At 35.4% G+C, this 16,463-nt stretch carries 15 protein-coding genes; 4 read left to right on the top strand and 11 right to left on the bottom strand.

The genetic code is table 11. The annotated features are described in order from the left end of the window. The 9 genes from NKR20_RS03265 to NKR20_RS03225 all read right to left on the bottom strand — a co-directional run bounded on the left by NKR20_RS03265 (position 1) and on the right by NKR20_RS03225 (position 7,189). Positions 1–495 carry a flagellar protein FlgN gene (locus NKR20_RS03265; RefSeq protein ID WP_253423579.1) on the bottom strand — a complete coding sequence of 165 codons (495 nt, stop codon included), beginning with the start codon at positions 493–495 and terminating at the stop codon, positions 1–3. Between the two features lie 15 nt (positions 496–510). Then, entirely contained in the window at positions 511–762 is a 252-nt protein-coding gene (gene flgM, locus NKR20_RS03260) for a flagellar biosynthesis anti-sigma factor FlgM (protein WP_253423576.1), read from the bottom strand. A gap of 157 nt (positions 763–919) precedes the next feature. Then, positions 920–1,336 carry a TIGR03826 family flagellar region protein gene (locus NKR20_RS03255; RefSeq protein ID WP_253423573.1) on the bottom strand — a complete coding sequence of 139 codons (417 nt, stop codon included), beginning with the start codon at positions 1,334–1,336 and terminating at the stop codon, positions 920–922. A 75-nt stretch (positions 1,337–1,411) separates the two neighbouring features. Next, the gene (locus NKR20_RS03250; protein ID WP_253423570.1) at positions 1,412–2,011 is read right to left on the bottom strand and encodes a ComF family protein; all 600 of its coding nucleotides are present in this window, start codon (positions 2,009–2,011) and stop codon (positions 1,412–1,414) included. Beyond that, on the bottom strand, positions 2,008–3,129 hold the full coding sequence (locus NKR20_RS03245; RefSeq protein ID WP_366519701.1) for an ATP-dependent helicase ComFA: 1,122 nt from the start codon (positions 3,127–3,129) through the stop codon (positions 2,008–2,010). Before NKR20_RS03245 ends, NKR20_RS03250 begins: the two co-directional genes overlap by 4 nt. Positions 3,130–3,536: 407 nt before the next feature. Beyond that, a complete protein-coding gene (locus NKR20_RS03240; protein WP_253423564.1) occupies positions 3,537–4,382 on the bottom strand; it encodes a DegV family protein in 846 nt (281 codons plus the stop codon). A 141-nt stretch (positions 4,383–4,523) separates the two neighbouring features. After that, positions 4,524–5,045, bottom strand: coding sequence for a DUF4440 domain-containing protein (locus tag NKR20_RS03235; protein WP_253423562.1), 522 nt, complete (start codon positions 5,043–5,045; stop codon positions 4,524–4,526). 281 nt (positions 5,046–5,326) lie between these two features. Further along, complete coding sequence (locus NKR20_RS03230; protein ID WP_121215408.1) at positions 5,327–6,001, bottom strand: response regulator; 675 nt, start codon at positions 5,999–6,001, stop codon at positions 5,327–5,329. 30 nt (positions 6,002–6,031) lie between these two features. Beyond that, positions 6,032–7,189: a sensor histidine kinase gene (locus NKR20_RS03225; protein ID WP_121215409.1), complete on the bottom strand. Its 1,158-nt coding sequence runs from the start codon at positions 7,187–7,189 to the stop codon at positions 6,032–6,034. Positions 7,190–7,360: 171 nt separating this feature from the next. Between NKR20_RS03225 and NKR20_RS03220 the strand changes: the two genes are divergently transcribed. Both NKR20_RS03220 and NKR20_RS03215 read left to right on the top strand, forming a co-directional pair. Then, positions 7,361–7,996, top strand: coding sequence for a YigZ family protein (locus NKR20_RS03220; RefSeq protein ID WP_253423559.1), 636 nt, complete (start codon positions 7,361–7,363; stop codon positions 7,994–7,996). 244 nt (positions 7,997–8,240) lie between these two features. After that, complete coding sequence (locus NKR20_RS03215) at positions 8,241–9,311, top strand: LCP family protein (protein ID WP_253423555.1); 1,071 nt, start codon at positions 8,241–8,243, stop codon at positions 9,309–9,311. A 513-nt stretch (positions 9,312–9,824) separates the two neighbouring features. Here NKR20_RS03215 and NKR20_RS03210 read toward each other — a convergent pair. Continuing rightward, positions 9,825–11,474, bottom strand: coding sequence for a fibronectin type III domain-containing protein (locus tag NKR20_RS03210; RefSeq protein WP_253423552.1), 1,650 nt, complete (start codon positions 11,472–11,474; stop codon positions 9,825–9,827). A gap of 171 nt (positions 11,475–11,645) precedes the next feature. Next, a complete protein-coding gene (locus tag NKR20_RS03205) occupies positions 11,646–12,707 on the bottom strand; it encodes a glycosyltransferase family 4 protein (protein ID WP_121215413.1) in 1,062 nt (353 codons plus the stop codon). A gap of 257 nt (positions 12,708–12,964) precedes the next feature. Between NKR20_RS03205 and secA2 the strand changes: the two genes are divergently transcribed. Beyond that, positions 12,965–15,328 carry an accessory Sec system translocase SecA2 gene (secA2, locus tag NKR20_RS03200; RefSeq protein ID WP_253423549.1) on the top strand — a complete coding sequence of 788 codons (2,364 nt, stop codon included), beginning with the start codon at positions 12,965–12,967 and terminating at the stop codon, positions 15,326–15,328. Beyond that, on the top strand, positions 15,328–16,227 hold the full coding sequence (locus NKR20_RS03195; RefSeq protein ID WP_253423546.1) for an accessory Sec system S-layer assembly protein: 900 nt from the start codon (positions 15,328–15,330) through the stop codon (positions 16,225–16,227). The genes secA2 and NKR20_RS03195 overlap by 1 nt, the downstream gene beginning before the upstream one ends. Positions 16,228–16,463 lie beyond the last annotated feature (236 nt).

The following is a 16,463-nucleotide window of genomic DNA, read 5'->3' as shown; positions in this document are numbered from 1 at the left end:
TTAAGCTTGAGAATCAAAAGATGAGTTTTTAGGTACAGCGTTTCTTGTTTGATCTCCTGAATAATTGATTTGACTAGGCTGAGGTCGCAACAGATCTAATGTCATATTAACGAATTTTAATGATTGGAAAATAAGCTTTTGGTTCAAATCATTTTGCTTTCGCAAATCATCAATAACTAACATTAGTCGCTTACGAACCTCCTCCAATTGTTTACGTTCGATTTCTGATTCAGCTACTTCGATCACATCGAGAACAGTTGGTGTGCCAGTAGTTGCAATTCCTTTTGCGTTCAAGTAATCCTGTACTAATACTTGGCGCTGTTGCTCGAGTGTTCCAATAGCTGCTACATGAGATTGTTCGTTTTTTAACATCACATCAAGTTCTTCCATGTCGCCTTTTTTCACTATTTCAGTTTTTTTATAGGCTAGCTCAAGCAAACTTTTATGCATTTTTTCAAGATTTTCCAGTGTCGTAATAATTTGTTGAACAGACATGGTTTCGAACTCCTTTTAATAGCGATAATATTTCAACATATCTTCTGCAACTTTTCGTGCATCAACTTTATATTCACCCGTTTGGATTTGTTCTTTTAAATTTTGAATTTTTTGGGCACGTTCTGTATTAATTGTTGACATTTCTTTTGCGGTAGTTGAAATTTCGATTTTATCTGCATATGTAGATGCTGTAGCAGTTGCATTAATTTTTCGTTGTTGTTTGTTATATGGATTTACTGAATTTACTTGAATTGGTGTAATTTTCACAACTACCCCTCCTTCGATTTTGTTACTATCGTTTATTTCGGTATGTTCACAAAAATGTTAACGTTTTTGACGAAAAAAGCTCACATTTTATACTCATACTTGAATGGTATAATACTCATTTCAAGTTATTAAGTATAAATGCGAGCTTCTCATTTACTTATTTTTTTCGCTCTGATGCTAAGTAAGTTCCTCTTTCTGCTTTAGTAATATTATCTCTAAATTCTTTTGCAGCTTCAAAAGTACGTAAATCTTTTTTTATTTCATTTTGACATTTACTACAGAGTTTCCCCGAATTCGTAAGATGACCACAATTATCACAAGGATATCCTAAATTAGGGAACACTGCTGGTTGTAAACGATTTTTTCGGACCCATTTATGTAACAACTCTTCACTTACACCTGTTGCTTCTACTATTCTCTCAATTGTTGCAGCTCGATTTTCTCGCTTTCTTAAAAAACGGTAAACAATTTGATACATTTCTTCTTCATTTTGAGCACATTTATAACATACATCTCGTATACCCGTATAATTGAAAAACTCACCGCAACTTGAGCAATTTCTTACCTCCGCCATTGAAGATCCCTCCCGTTTAGTTTTTGTTACTTTCTATTATACTATTGAAACCTCAAATTTCCTTACTTTTTATTATTACCCTCTAATTAAAGTAAATGCTCGTACAGATTTCGCACCGGAATCAAGAAGAAGATTTTTCGCATGGTATATCGTTACCCCTGTAGTATAAATATCGTCAACTAATATAATTTCTTTATTTTTACAATTCTTTATTAGTTTAAAAAATTGTGGGGTTGCAAGGCGTTCGTGTCGAGTTTTTCCCACTTGCGTTTCTGTCGTTGTTTTTTCAAGATAATGTTCGTAAGGTATATGTGCAGCTTTTAATAATTCATCTACTTGAGCAAAGGAGCGCTCTTTCAATTTAGTAGGATGCAACGGGATAGGGACAATAGTAGCATCGGTTTTTGAGAGTCTCTGATGTATCTGTGCCCGAAACACTTTGGCAAGTATTACGTCATGCATAAATTTATATCGATGTAAAAAATCTTTCATTGCATCGTTATATTGATAAAGCGATATTACTTCCTTCGAAGTATTTTCATATGGTACAAAACTTTGTTCACATTCTGTACAAATTGTTTTTGGAAAAGTGTTTGTAAGGAGCGCTTTCCACGTTATTTGATGGTTTAGTAGGGTATTACAAAGCAGACAATTTGTTACTTCATTCCTTCTCATGTTGTTTTCGCCCCAAAGCCTTCTTTGTTTAATCGTATGATTTCATTTCGGGCTTCATCCATTTCTGTTGTAATGCCATGATGGTAAAAGATAATTTCTCCACTTGGAAAATCCACGTTTCTGCCCACTCTACCACTAATTTGAATTAAAGCACTGGATGTAAAAATTTTTGATTCTGCCCCTACTACCGCTACTTGTACATTTTTTATCGTGATTCCCCGTTCTAAGATAGTGGTTGTAAGTAGCCCTGGTATTTCTTCATTCCTGAGTTTTAACACCTTTTCTTTTCTATCTGCGTCCTCTGCATGAACACTTAATATATTTTCATTAATTTGCTGGAATAGTGGTGCTGCAATTTCCATTAGTTTTATTGTTGGGAAAAAGATTAAAAATGGTTCATTGTTTTTAAGTCTAGTTTTTGTCCATTCTAATAGTTTGCTAGGGATTTTTCCTTTTAGGAATTGCTTGTCATAGGACCACAATGAATGGAATTGTGGAACAGGTAACGGATGTCCATGATACCTTTTCGGAATAAATGAGTAATCCCATTTTTCATGTTTGACTTGGGCGAGGATTTGATGGGATGGGGTTGCTGTAACTAAAGCAATTGGTGAATGTTGCTTTTTAACTTTAAATACCGCTTTTTGCAAAGTAGGATCGTACGTGTACGGGAAAGCATCAGCTTCATCTATAATGACAACATCAAAGGCGTTTTCAAAACGATATAATTGATGTGTAGTTGCAATTACGAGTTGTGCAAGTCCTGATTGTACTGGGGCATTTCCATAGAGCGCGTGACTAATAGTATCTGGAAATACCTTTTTAAAACGGGGAAATAATTCTAATACAACATCTGTTCGTGGTGTAGCAATACAAACACGCAAACCTTTCTTAAGTGCCGCAAGTACTGCAGGAAATAATATCTCTGTTTTCCCTGCGCCACATACTGCATGTACGAGATGATTATTTTTTTGTTTGATACTTTCTGTCAGTTCCTTTGAAACTTTTGATTGCGCTTCGGTAAACGTACCGTTCCAATCTAATCTGTGTTTACGGCTAAACTTCGGTATTGTCCCATTCCACGTTATTAAATCTGTACAACTTGTCACCCGCCCCATGTTTATACAATGTCTACAATACACACATGTTTGATTACACCGCGCACAATCGTAGTGGACGAATTCTTGTTGATTTTCATTGTGACATCGATTACAGCTATAAATTTTACGTTTGAAAAGACCTCGCTTATTGGATATCCCCGGAGTTATTTTGAAAAATCTTAAATAAGTTTCGATTTTCTCTTGTGGGAAGGGCGTGCTAGTTCTAATCCAAATACGACCTAAAAAGAAATCACGGATTTGGGGTTCTATGATTATTCCTTTGTACCATTTAAATGGCGATTTTAATAATTTCATTAGCATCTCTCCTTTGTGTTTCGAAGTTATTTGCTTTTCCAGCATGTTTATTTGCCTTCCAACAAAAAAAACAGCCCCAATTCAAAAAGAATCGAGACTGTTTTACTAACTTATATTTTCTTTACCCAACCAAGCCCTAAAGAGCCTTCACCTAAGTGAGTTCCGATTACTGGACCAAAATAGCTAAAGCTAAATTCCACATTTGGATAACTTTCTGCTAATTGATTCATCCATTCACGGCCTTCTTCTTCACAGTTTGCATGGATAACTACTGCTTTCAGTTGATCGTGTTGTTGAACAGCATTTGCAAAAACTTCTTCTACCCGGCGTAGGGCTTTTTTCTTCGTACGGATTTTTTCAAAAGGTACGATTACTTTATTTTCAAAAGTAAGAATTGGCTTCACTTGAAGTAGACCGCCTACAAGTGCAGCTGCAGATGAAAGTCTTCCACCTCTTTGTAGATGTGCCAAATCATCTACTACGAAGTATTCATCCATCGTTGATTTCATTTCTTCTAACGTGCTTAAAATTTGTTCTACTGTTGCTCCTTGCTGCGCCAGTTCAGCAGCTTTTATCACGAAAAAGCCTTGTGGTGAACAAGAAACTTCACTATCAAAGACATGCACATTGATTCCTTCTACCATTTGACCAGCTTGCATTGCGCCTTGTAATGTGCCGCTAATGCCACTAGATAAATGAATAGAAATGACATCATCATAGTTCTTTGAAAGTTCGGTAAACAACTCTACAAATTTCCCTACTGGCGGTTGAGTTGTTTTTGGAAACTGTTTTTGATTACGCACTTTATCATAAAATTCGGAAGATGTAATTTCAACTTCTTCCTCATAACTACCATCTTCAAGATTCACACTTAAAGGAATCATATGAATATTATAACGTTCCCGTTCCTCTGGGGTTAAATAAGCTGTACTGTCTGTAACGATTGCAATTCTCATATCCCACTCTCCTATTAGCAATAGTTTACCTTAAGTTTTCATCTATGTGAATCAAAATGAAAGCGCTCCATATACAAATAATTGTACATGAAACGCATTCTGATTACTTTTATTTTGATAGACAAATTACTACAACCTTCTCTATTGTTGAGAATCATTTCCTATATAATAAACACTTGTTACTTTCCATGCATCGTCTTCTTTTACAAAAACGGTTACTTGACGACCACTACTTGTTAGTTCTACATCTGTTTCAATCTCAGTCATTTGTATATCTAAATTGGCAAATACTTGAGCCTCATTTTCACTATACTTCACAATTGTTACGTCTGAAGGAGTTCTTTCAATATTATATTGTTCAAATGCTTTTTTTGCAGTTTCTAAATCGTCTTCATAGTTAAAACCTTGAGGATTTTTTGATAACGTTTGAACGTAACGATCAATATCTTTTGAGTTAAATGACTGAATATACTCATCAAATGCTGCCAAAATTTGTTCTTCTTCATCTTTTGGGACATCTGGGGCTTCTGCTACTTCATCGCCCAATACTTCGAAACCAATTGTACTTTCTTCGTCTGTTATTTCATTCTTTGTTGTTTCTTCTTTATCACTACAAGCAGTAAGCAAAAGGGCTGCTACCACCATTAATAACCATTTTTTCATAATCTTTAAACCTCCTGGGCATATTGTAGCATAATTGTCTTATTGTGGCTAATAACGTAAATTTAAGTCGAATTTTGTAAGTGAAATATATCATTTGTTACTTTATCGTAATCGAGACGATAAAATGTTAGATTTAGTTTCGTTTTTAGGAGGGAAATTTTGATTTTCAGCCCTTTTTATTAAAATGCAAAGATTATTGAGCAAATGCAACTAAAATAGCGTCAAAGAACAAAAAACAACCCCCTCCCAAATTTAATTTTTTGAGAGGGGGTTTCTTTTACTTATCGTACTTCAACCCAGCCATTTTTAATTGCTGTTACTACTGCTTGCGTACGGTCATTTACATTCATTTTTTGAAGAATGCTAGAAACGTGGTTTTTAACTGTTTTTTCAGAGATGTATAATGTTTCACCGATTGTACGGTTTGATTGTCCATCTGTTAACAATTGAAGTACTTCACATTCACGTTTAGTTAATAAATGGAATGGACGGCGAATTTCAGTTTGATGGAAATTGCCTTTATTTTCATGTTCACTTAAACGACGGAACTCCGCTACTAAGTTTTTCGTTACTTTCGGATGTAAGTATGAACCGCCTTTTGCAACAACTTTAATTGCTTCTACGATTTCATCTGCATCCATTTCTTTTAGCATGTAACCAAGCGCCCCAGATTTTAATGCATGCGTTACATATGTTTCATCATCGTGGATAGATAGCATAATTACTTTTGCTTCTGGGAATTCTGCAATAAGGTCAGCAGTTGCTTCTACACCATTTTTCCCTGGCATATTAATATCCATTAAAACAACATCTGGTAAATGGTCACGGTATAAACTAATTACATCTGTACCGTCGTCTCCTTCTGCGACTACTTGGAACGTATCTTCAAAATCTAATATACGTTTAACACCCTCGCGGAATAATTGGTGATCATCAATAATAATAATTTTCGTCATAAAAATGTTACCCCCTACACAATAAAAATACTATTCTAACTCATTATCGGGAAATGGAAGTTTAAACATCACAATCGTTCCTTTTCCAACACTGCTTGTAATCTCCATTGTCCCTTTTAATAATTCAATTCTTTCTCTCATACCGATAATACCAAAGGATTGCTCTTTAATACTATCTTTATCGAATCCTGTCCCATTATCTTTCACTACTATATTAACACAATTATTAAGCCATTCAATTTTCACCCAGATATCCAAGGCTTTTCCGTGTTTAATAGCATTATTTACACTTTCTTGCACTAAACGAAAAATGGAAACTTCATAATCAGAAGGTAGACGCTTTTCGTTGCTGTATGATTGGAAATGGACTTGAACACCTGGATTATATTCCATCACTGTGGATAAATATTTTTTCAAGGTAGGAACAACTCCAAGATCGTCCAATGCCATTGGTCGTAGGTCGTAAATGATACGGCGAACTTCGGATAACGCACTTCGAACCGTTCCCTTTAATTCTTTAATTTCTTTAATGGCCGATTCGATTCCTCTTTCACGGTACGTTCTTTCGATTAAATCTGCACGCATCAGTACGTTTGCCATCATTTGAGCTGGTCCATCATGAATTTCTCGTGAAAGGCGTTTCCGTTCTTTTTCCTGAGCAGAAATAATTTTGACGCCAAAATCTTGCTTTATTTTTGCCTTTTCTAACGCAGCACCTACGCTTTTTAAATCGGACGTTAAGAAATTCAGCACAACATTTACTTGACTAACAATATGATCAGCGCGTTCAATTGTATCGTATAATGTTTTTAAACGACGCTCCAAATCATCTCGTTTTTCACGTAAACGCTTTTCTTCTGCACGGGTTAACGAAAGTTTTAATTGAAGTTCATTCGCAAACTCATATGCAACACGAACTTGTTCTTCCGTATAGCGATCAAAATAACGACTCACTTCTACTAGACGTTCTTTGGCGAGTTTGGTTCTCTTTTCTAAATCGTCACTTTCGTCAATTAAATATTTTATTTTAAGTTTAATGAGTTCTAGTTCAGCTTGCATCTCTTCAAAGCTTCTACGGCTTTGTTCGCTTATAACAAATATATCAGTTTTTGAATTTGTAATGGTCTCTACCATTCGATTAAAAATAACGTCAAGTGAACCTATGTCAACTTTATCGTTCGAAAACATACCTTTTCCCCAATCTAATTGGTGTTGATATTATAACAATATAAAGATTTTTTCTATAAAAAACCATTTAATGCTATGTTAAAAACTATTATACCATTTTAACATTAAATATTAAGTATATCCCTATGTATCATATGATATCATTTTTTGGTAAAAAAAGGAGAAAGAATAATGCGCAAAGACTACAAAACTGTAAAAGGCTACGGAGAAAGAGAAATTGTCATTTCAAAATCCCGTTTTATCGGATATGTAAATCGAGCTGAAACAGAAGAAGAAGCTCTTAATTTCATTGATTCTATTAAGAAAAAGCATCCAAATGCAACCCATAATTGTTCATGTTACATGATTGGTGAACATGATCAAATTCAAAAAGCTAATGACGATGGGGAACCAAGTGGAACAGCTGGCGTCCCTATGCTTGAGGTATTAAAAAAACAAGGCCTAAAAGATACGGTCGTTGTGGTGACAAGATACTTCGGCGGCATAAAATTAGGTGGCGGCGGTTTAATACGCGCTTACGGTAAAGCAACCACAGAAGGAATCGATGCTGCACAAGTTGTTGAACGAAAATTGCATCATGTTATGAAAATTTCAATAGACTATACATGGTTAGGGAAAGTGGAAAATGAAGTAAGGAATTCACATTATACACTCGCAGAAATTCAATATGCTGAGGGTGTTGACGTTTTTGTAGAGGTATTAAAGGATGATGAGGAAGCATTTGTTAATTGGATAACAGAATTAACAAATGGACAGTCTACTATCAGTTGCGTAGATAAGAAGTTTGTAGAATTTATAGTAGAGTGATAAAATTTTATTTACCACTATTCGACAACATAGTATAATTAATCGTATTAATAAATTTAAAACGAATAACGGGCAGTGTTTACTCTAATTATTTAGAGTCATACTGCCCGTTAAATGTGATTGTCATTGATTACATAGTGAAAGTATTACCACTGATTTTTCGAAAAATGTTCGACATACTATAGATATATACAATTCGATAATTAAATATACACAATCCCTACATTTTAGAGGAGAATTTTAAATGAAAAGATCAAAAACACATAATGTAAAGAAGAAAAAAAAGTCGACAAAATTTTCTTTGATTCTTAAAGTTTTGCTTTTACTGTCGGCTTCTCTTTTAATATGCGTCACTGCATATGGTGTATACATTACAAAAAAGGCTGAATTTGCAGTAAAAGATTCTTATGAAGTAATTGAGGATCGCCCAGTTTCTGAAAAGCGGGAAGCTAAAGTCGAACCAATACAAGACAATGTTTCCATTTTATTCGTTGGTGTAGATGATAGTGAAAAACGCGGGCAAGGTGCTGAAAATTCCCGTTCTGACGCTTTATTGTTAGCAACATTAAACAACGAAGATAAAACAGTAAAATTAGTTAGTATTCCTCGTGATTCATACGTTTATATCCCAGAAATCGGATATAACGATAAAATTACACACGCTCATGCATTTGGTGGAACACGCGCAACAATTGAAACAGTTGAGGAATTATTTGATATTCCTGTAGATTATTATGTACGAATGAACTTTGATGCATTCATCGATGTGGTGGATGCACTAGGCGGAATTGAAGTAGATGTCGACATTCCATATGCTTTCACAGAAAAAGACGAAAACGATCGCTACACAGTAAAACTTGAACCAGGTTTACAACAACTTAATGGTAGTCAAGCCTTATCACTAGCTCGTACACGAAAACACGATAGCGATGTAATGCGTGGTAAACGTCAACAAGATATTTTAAAGGCAATTGCAAAAAAAGCAGCTTCAGTTTCATCTATCACAAAATATGATGACATCATCGAAGCAATCGGTGACAACATGAAGACGGACATGACATTTGATGAAATGAAATCCTTCTTCAGTTACGTATCAAAAGGTATTCCGCAAATCGATACACTTACGTTACAAGGTTATGATGATATGTCCACTGGAGTTTATTATTATCAACTTGACCAAGAATCGCTGTCAGAAACACAACATATTCTAAAAAGTCACCTCGGCTTAATTCCAGATACATCTGACATTTCGAGTACAACACCTGAAAAAGAAACAGCTGTAGAAGCTGAATCAAATGTTTCGGTGAATAATTAATATTGAAGACCACGGAGAATTTCTTCTTCGTGGTTTTTTATGTGCTGTTTGGGATGATTCTCATTGGGTTTTCGAGTTTTAGCCTGCATTGGCGCTGGTTTTGCTCACATAGTTTTTGTTTTCGTCCAGATAACGGAGGCTTTTGTCCACTTAGCTATTCTTTCCGTCCACATACACGTAGCTTTCGTCCGCTTAGTTAATCTTTTAGTCCACATAACATGCTTTCGTCCGCTTAGCTATTCTTTCCGTCCACATACGAGCAGCTTTCGTCCACTTGGCAATTCTTTTCGTCCATATGCAAATAGCTTTCAACTAATCCCTGCTGTAAAAGATGTGCGGTTAATTACATCACTCGTGCACTTGTCACATCTTCATGTGCATTAAGTTTAACTACTTGTGCGTTTAGCCTATCCACTCGCGCACTTAGGAACTTCTCATGTGTGTTTAGGAAGTTTCACTACACTTAAAGACAAAAAAACACAACTAGTCCTAATTACTAGTTGTGCAAAAAATTTATTTCAAACGAGTTCCTGACCAGTCAGCCCAATCATTAATATTATCGCGAGTATATTTGAATTTACCATCAAAGCTATTCCCATCACTTGAAATTGTAAATTTGATTTCACCATTACTCACTGAACTTTCATAGAAAGTGCCTATTAAATTATTTCCCTCTACCGTTCCTTCGATTGTTCCATATTGGTATGTCCCTTTAACCTTGTTCCCACTTTGTACCATATTAATAGTTCCATATCTTGTACTCCACTGCCCTTCCCAAGTACTTGTTACGGCAGCTGTTGGTGTTTCTGAGACTATATTGGACTTACTAGATTCACCACTCTTATAAACAGCTGTTACGTAAAAGTTATATTTAACACCATTTGTTAATCCATTAATTCTAGCATTAGATACCGTTAATAATTGGTTTTGACGAACATATTCATTGCTAGTGCCTTCACTAATATATAGATAATACCCTAATAAATTTGGATCGTATATGTCGTACCAATCAACTGTTACCCAACCATCTCCTGCATTTGTATCAAAAATTATTGGCGCATTGGATACTGGAGTTGGGGTAACTGTTACTGTATTTGAATTAATAGACTCATTACCAAACAAATCAACTGCAGTTACATAAATATAAACATTCTTTCCTGAATAACCATCAAGGAATACAGAATTTGTTTTAAAAATATTACTGCCGTTATTGGAATTTGTTAATTTTGTATAGTTCACTCCGTTAGTACTTATATAAATATAATAACCATTAAAATCATTTCGATTAGCATCTTCGCTATCTGTCCATGTTAATTTAATAGACTTATCGACAATTTCATATTTAACGTTTGAAGGTGGTTTTAAAGGAACAGGCATTACTGGATTCTCAATCGTAAACTTCATTTTCACATTTTCTTTTATTAGTTTACTCGTTCCTTTTTCCTTAATATTCTGAACATAAACAGTGTAGGATTTTCCAAATTCATACCCACTGCTTGGTGGCTGTACCAAAACCGTTTTAGCGTTAGATGGATCAACTTTAACAGAAACATTTACCATTATTCCGCTCTCTGAAATCACATACACATTTTGAGAGTGTACAGATGTTGCATCAACTTCTTTACTAAAATTTATTCGCCATACTTTATCTGCTGGCTGCAAATTTTTAGCAGGTAGTTCCCTCCAATCACCTTGAACTGGTGCATCCGTTTCTAATACGTATTGGAAATACACTCTATTAGGTTGAATATCTGTAATTTTTATTTTTGCAAATTTGTTATTGTGAGTTTTAATTAGATAAGTCGAATAATTAAGTGAAAAATAAGTTTTCCATCCTCGATATTGGTCCCTTTCTATTGTAGCAGATAAATTTGCATTCGCTCCTAAATCAATAATAGCATTTGCTCCAATCTCTTTACTTGTAATGACAATATCAGCCTGGCCCCCTTCACCACGTCCATATAAACTGTTCGTCATTAAGTTATACCCACCATCAACTAACACATTCCCCGTCCAATTCAACGTATTAGGATGCAATGGATTATACACACCCTCTTTCGGCTCGGTAAAATAAACTTGCTCTGCAGCATTTGCGGATAAAGGCGAAATCACTAGTTGTAACAACACGACTAATGCAAACAGAGGATAGATAACTTTTTTCATATTAACCTTCCTCCCCTAAAGTATTTTACCTATATTTTACTTTAAATGAGTCAAATGTACTATATTATTTTACTATATAAAGAATAGCTTTTTTCGACAATTAACGCATACAAAAAGCCACTACTTCTAGAGAAGTAGTGGCTCATCAAATTATTTTAATAAATTATTTTTTTACTTATTAAAAATTCTCACGATATTTAGTAAAGGTTTGTAGTTCTTACCAGCTAGGCCAATCATTTCAACGAATAATTCGATTGCAACGATGATAACCGTGATAAGAAGAATTGCTCCCCATAGCTTGGACACTGAAATTGTAATTGCTGCTAGTCCAAATAATGATGCGATTGCATAGATAATTAAAACCGTTTGACGATGTGAAAAACCGATATCAATTAAACGGTGATGTAAGTGTGATTTATCTGGATCCGACCATTTTTGTTTGTTTCGTAAGCGACGTACAATTGCGAAAAATGTATCAGAAATTGGAACACCAAGCATAATAACTGGGATAATGAACGAAAACACTGTGATTCCTTTGAAACCTAAAAGCGACATCACAGCAATCATAAATCCTAAGAATAATGCACCAGTATCACCCATGAATATTTTCGCTGGATGGAAATTGTAGAATAAAAAACCAATCGTGCTACATGCTAAGATGGCTGCAATTGCGACAACAAACACGTTCCCCATGATGAATGCCATGCACCCTAGCGTAATTAGTGCAATTGTAGAAACACCTGCAGCAAGTCCATCAAGTCCATCAATTAAATTAATGGCGTTCGTAATTCCAACAATCCAAAGTAGTGTGAATGGAATACTTAAAAATCCGAAATCTAATGCACCACCGAATGGTAAGTTGATGAATTCAATTTGGATACCGCCAAAGAAAATAATAATACAGGCAGCTACAATCTGACCCAACATCTTTGCTTTTGCAGAGATTTCATACATATCGTCAAAAATACCTGTAATAACAATCACTGTAGCACCCAAAATAATTGCTAAAGGCATGAATGGTGATTCGTATTTTGGTGTTTCAGGCATTAGAATGATATAACCTACTACAAATGCAATAAAAATCGCTAAACCTCCCAATCGAGGCATGATGCGCGAATGGACCTTTCGATAGTTTGGCGCGTCAACTGCACCTATACGAAACGCTAATCGCTTTACTAACGGAGTAATTAAAATAGACGTTAATAACGCCACGATTAAAGACACGTAAAGCATGTCTCTCCTCCTCAAAAATAAAATATATGCACGATAATCCAGAATAATTATAGCATGATTATTTTTTAAAATATAGGTCTTTCTCTGTTACAAAAGTGGAACAAATATTATGAAATTATTAATTTTGGAAATTAACGCATAAAGCTGGCTCTTTCACCCTTAGTTTTCCCTATGGTTTTATAGTCATACCCCCAAAAGTTTGATAGAATAATGAAGTGTCTACAAGTATAGGCAATTTTTAAAGGAGCGTAAAATACATGTTCTCAATTTTTAGTCGTAACAAAGAAAAAACGAGTGCTCGAGAATTAAAAAGATACTATAAAATAGTTGATAAAATTAATGATCTTGAAGCTACATACTCATCGATGACAGACGATGAGCTTCGTAATATGACGTTCACATTTAAAGAACGATTAGAGCAAGGTGAAGACCTAGTAAACATTATTCCAGATGCATTCGCTGTAGTGCGTGAAGCATCAAAACGTGTACTGAACATGAGACATTTCGATGTGCAATTAATCGGTGGGCTTGTTCTTACTGAAGGAAACATTGCGGAGATGCCTACTGGTGAAGGGAAAACTTTAGTTGCCTCTCTTCCTTCCTATGTTCGTGCATTAGAAGGAAAAGGCGTACACGTAATTACAGTAAATGATTACTTAGCAAAACGTGACTTTGAACTAATCGGTCAAATTCACCGCTTTTTAGGGTTAACAGTTGGTCTAAACGTCCCAATGATGGAACCAGATCAAAAAAAATTAGCATACAATGCAGATATTACATATGGTGTAGGAACAGAATTCGGTTTTGACTACTTACGTGATAATATGGCGCATTCCATTGCAGATAAAGTTCAGCGCCCATATCATTTCGCCATTATAGACGAAGTGGACTCAGTTCTGATTGATGAAGCAAAAACTCCATTAATCATTGCAGGTAAAATGAGTGCTAATGAAGAACTTCACCGAATTGCAGCGATTCTTGCAAAACGATTCAAAAAAGATGAAGATTATGATTTCGATGATGAAACAAAAGCAACTTCCCTAACAGATCAAGGAATCGAAAAAGTTGAAGCTGCTTTTGGTGTTGATAATCTTTATGAATTAGAACATCAAACACTTTACCACTACGTAATTCAAGCTGTTCGTGCTCACGTGATGTTCGAGCGTGACGTAGATTACATTGTAAAAGATGACAAAATCGAACTAGTTGATATGTTTACTGGTCGTATTTTAGAAGGTCGTTCTCTGTCAGACGGCTTACACCAAGCGATTGAAGCAAAAGAAGGCGTTACAATTACGGAAGAGAATAAAGCACAAGCACAAATTACCATTCAAAACTACTTCCGAATGTATCCAAAACTTTCTGGTATGACGGGTACTGGTAAAACACAAGAAAAAGAGTTCCAGGAAGTTTACGGAATGAGTGTTGTGCAAATTCCAACAAACCGTCCAAGAATTCGTATTGACCAACAAGATATGGTGTTCGATACAATTGATGCGAAATACGAATATGTAGCGCAAGAAGCTGCTCGCCGTCATGAAAAGGGTCAACCTGTATTGATTGGTACAACTTCTATCTTACAATCTGAAAAAGTAGCAAAACGATTAGATAAATATGGTTTGAAATATCAATTGTTAAACGCCAAAACGGTTGAACAAGAAGTTGAATTAATCTCTGAAGCTGGTCAAAAAGGACGTATTACAGTCGCAACAAACATGGCTGGTCGTGGTACTGACATCGTACTTGGCGACGGTGTAGATGAACTAGGTGGTCTATATGTAATTGGTACAGAAAAGCACGAAAGCCGCCGTGTTGACAACCAATTACGTGGTCGCTCTGGACGTCAAGGTGACCCAGGCGAAAGCCGATTCATCATTTCAATTCAAGACGACATGTTCCGCCGTTTTGCTAAAGAAGAAGTCGAAAAATTCCAAAGCAAAATGCAAGTGGATGAAATCGGACGTATCACAAACAAGGACGTATACGAGTTAATTAATCGTACACAACGAATTGTTGAAGGTGCCCATTTCTCAATGCGTGAATACAACCTTAAACTAGACGATGTAATTAATGATCAACGTCGAGTTGTTTATAACCTTCGTGATCGTGTGTTAGAAGGAAATGATTTAATCGGCGAGTTGAAAACAATGCTAAAAGAAACAGTAGAATTTGCTGTTTTTGAAAATGCACCAGAAGAACTCGATCCAATTGAATGGGACTTCGATAAAATGGAAAATGCGGTGAACTCACTATTCTTAACACCTGTTTTGGTTAATCGTGAAGAAACAAAAGCAAAACGCATTCTAGAATCAATGCAATCATCAGTTGATGAAATCGAAAACACGATTGAAAACTTTGAACAAAACGAACAAGTAATGGCAGTTATTCCACAAGTTATGTTACGTTTCATCGACTCAATGTGGGTAAAACATTTAGAGCAAATGGCCCATTTAAAAGAAGGGATTGGCTTACGTCATTACCAACAAGAAGACCCAATGCGTATTTACCAACGTGAAGGATTAGAATTGTTCGGTAAAAATTATCAAGAGCTACGCCGTTCAATCGTAGGAGAGCTTATAGCGTTTATGAAACAACTGGCAAGACAAGAGGGGGAACAATAATGGGTATTTTTGATTTTTTCAAGAAAACAGATAAAGTCGGAAAAGATAGTGCAATCGATTCAAAGGAACTATTAAAAGGTTCTGAAAATAAAAAAACATCAACAAAAGAGGTAGTAACAAAACTTTCTTTCCATCCAGATTGGAACGTTCCTCAAGAACAACAATATGTTTTTCGCTTTTTAGCAAATGAACTGGAACCACTAAAACCAAATCAATTATCTTTAGCGGCAATCAGCATTGAAGAAGAAGCACGCAACGGAGCTTGGCACGTAAAAGCATTTTTCCGTTCATCATTATCACAACCAATTGAACTAGGCGACATTGAATTAATTTTACTAGACAAAGATGATAAACGTTTAGCTTCAAAACAATTCAACTTTAAAGATTTAGGCACAATCCCAGCAGAAAGTGCTCGTCCTTGGGTATTTACTTTTGATAAAAACTCAATCGAAGCAGAAGAAGTTCCTGAAGATGGTTGGAAAATCGCCTTCAATTTAATTTCTTTACGCGGACATCAGTTAGACCTTGATGAAACGTGGAAAAAACAACTTCCTAAAGAACAACAAGAACTATTAGAGAAAGTTGTAAAAGACTTACCAAAATTAGGTAAAACAGAAGTGAACTTTACTGGTTTACAAGTGAATTTGCGTGATGATAAAAGCTTACATGCATCGATTTTTATCCGTAACGGAAACGATAAAGCAATTAATCTAGAACAACTACCATTAGAAATTATCGATGCAAATGGTAAACGAGTTGCAAAAGGATCATTCAAATTAGATCCAATCCTAACTGTACAACCAAATTCAACAAAACCTTGGACATTTATCTTCCCAGCTGAATTAGTAGATGCAGAAAACGCAGACTTCTCTCGCTGGACAGCAAGAGTTGTTCAATAAATTAGAAATGAGTAAGCCGCTTTCCTAATTGCGATAAAAACTAGTATTAAAGGAGTTGTCTGAAAAGTCATTTTTGAGACAACTCCTTTGCGACGAGGATAGTGGAAATTTATTTCGACTACCGCATGAGCATTTTTACTGTGAAGAGGATGGTGACAACCACCGCAGGAACAATAATTCATAAGAGATATTTATCAAGAAAGAAAAGAGGTGTCCAAAAAATTATTACTTTTTGG

Source organism: Ureibacillus endophyticus, assembly GCF_024159215.1.
In the GTDB taxonomy this organism is placed as follows: Bacteria; Bacillota; Bacilli; order Bacillales_A; family Planococcaceae; genus Ureibacillus; species Ureibacillus endophyticus.
The sequence above is the reverse complement of the archived record's forward strand: the minus strand, read 5'-3'. Positions and strand labels throughout refer to the sequence as shown.

Excerpts from the sequence above, each read along its gene's own strand:
- NKR20_RS03265 (WP_253423579.1), bottom strand. The coding sequence starts at position 495 with ATGTCTGTTCAACAAATTATTACGACACTGGAAAATCTTGAAAAAATG.
- NKR20_RS03255 (WP_253423573.1), bottom strand. The coding sequence starts at position 1,336 with ATGGCGGAGGTAAGAAATTGCTCAAGTTGCGGTGAGTTTTTCAATTAT.
- NKR20_RS03250 (WP_253423570.1), bottom strand. The coding sequence starts at position 2,011 with ATGAGAAGGAATGAAGTAACAAATTGTCTGCTTTGTAATACCCTACTA.
- NKR20_RS03245 (WP_366519701.1), bottom strand. The coding sequence starts at position 3,129 with ATGGGGCGGGTGACAAGTTGTACAGATTTAATAACGTGGAATGGGACA.
- NKR20_RS03240 (WP_253423564.1), bottom strand. The coding sequence starts at position 4,382 with ATGAGAATTGCAATCGTTACAGACAGTACAGCTTATTTAACCCCAGAG.
- NKR20_RS03235 (WP_253423562.1), bottom strand. The coding sequence starts at position 5,045 with ATGAAAAAATGGTTATTAATGGTGGTAGCAGCCCTTTTGCTTACTGCT.
- NKR20_RS03230 (WP_121215408.1), bottom strand. The coding sequence starts at position 6,001 with ATGACGAAAATTATTATTATTGATGATCACCAATTATTCCGCGAGGGT.
- NKR20_RS03225 (WP_121215409.1), bottom strand. The coding sequence starts at position 7,189 with ATGTTTTCGAACGATAAAGTTGACATAGGTTCACTTGACGTTATTTTT.
- NKR20_RS03220 (WP_253423559.1), top strand. The coding sequence starts at position 7,361 with ATGCGCAAAGACTACAAAACTGTAAAAGGCTACGGAGAAAGAGAAATT.
- NKR20_RS03215 (WP_253423555.1), top strand. The coding sequence starts at position 8,241 with ATGAAAAGATCAAAAACACATAATGTAAAGAAGAAAAAAAAGTCGACA.
- NKR20_RS03210 (WP_253423552.1), bottom strand. The coding sequence starts at position 11,474 with ATGAAAAAAGTTATCTATCCTCTGTTTGCATTAGTCGTGTTGTTACAA.
- NKR20_RS03205 (WP_121215413.1), bottom strand. The coding sequence starts at position 12,707 with ATGCTTTACGTGTCTTTAATCGTGGCGTTATTAACGTCTATTTTAATT.
- secA2 (WP_253423549.1), top strand. The coding sequence starts at position 12,965 with ATGTTCTCAATTTTTAGTCGTAACAAAGAAAAAACGAGTGCTCGAGAA.
- NKR20_RS03195 (WP_253423546.1), top strand. The coding sequence starts at position 15,328 with ATGGGTATTTTTGATTTTTTCAAGAAAACAGATAAAGTCGGAAAAGAT.